2 protein-coding genes are annotated in these 853 nt (G+C 46.7%); both read right to left on the bottom strand.

Translation table 11 applies throughout. The annotated features are described in order from the left end of the window. The coding region (locus KIV40_RS26500; RefSeq protein WP_285352158.1) for a pyrroline-5-carboxylate reductase at positions 1-573 on the bottom strand (573 nt) is incomplete at its 3' end. 108 nt (positions 574-681) lie between these two features. Beyond that, on the bottom strand, positions 682-853 hold a 172-nt coding region (locus tag KIV40_RS26495; protein WP_285352155.1), incomplete at its 5' end, for an alanine racemase.

Below are 853 nucleotides of genomic sequence, written 5' to 3'. Positions count from 1 at the left end.
TGATTGCTGAACCAATTGACGAGCGGTTTCTGGATCAAAGCCTTGTTTGATGGCCTCTGCTTGCATCGCTTCCATGAATAGGAAGAAGTAAGCGGGTGCGCTACCTGCGGCTGCAATGATGTTATTGATACCTGATTCTTCAGCAACCCAAGTCACTTTGCCAACGGCTTGCATCAGTTGAGCGGCAAAGGCTTTATCTTGTTCTGTTGCTTTCGCATTAGCATAGAGACCACTCATGCCTTTACCGACTAATGATGGCGTATTTGGCATCACACGAACCAAGCTCAATGAAGAGTCTAGCATTTCGTCGAATCGAGCTGCGTTGATACCTGCTGCAATTGAGATAACGAGTTTGTCGCTAAAGTTGACTGCTTGCAGTGGTTTACATACTTCGGCCATCATCTGTGGCTTAACAGAGAGTACGACAACATCGGCCTGTTTAGCAGCTTCGATATTGTTACTGGTTGTATTGATTCCGTAATCTTTTTCTAGTGGTACTCTGCGTGTTTCTGAGGGTGCCGTTGCTGTAATTTTATCGGCAGGGTAGCCACTCGCGGCTAAACCGGCAACGATTTAACGTACCATGTTGCCTGCGCCGATAAAGGCGATGTTCTTATGTTCCATATATACAATCCTGAGCTTCATCACCAGGTGAACGCTGATGAGATAATACGATTAAAACTATTTTGCGTAATTACGCGCACCAAATATCGCCGTGCCGATGCGAACCATGGTGCTTCCTGCCTCTACTGCTGCTTCCATATCGCCACTCATGCCCATTGAAAGAGTGTCGATGTTTGCATACTTGGTACTCAGCTTTTGTTGCAGCTGAGCAAGCTGGTTAAACGCAGCC

The organism is Vibrio sp. D173a (genome assembly GCF_030248475.1).
The sequence above is the reverse complement of the archived record's forward strand: the minus strand, read 5'-3'. Positions and strand labels throughout refer to the sequence as shown.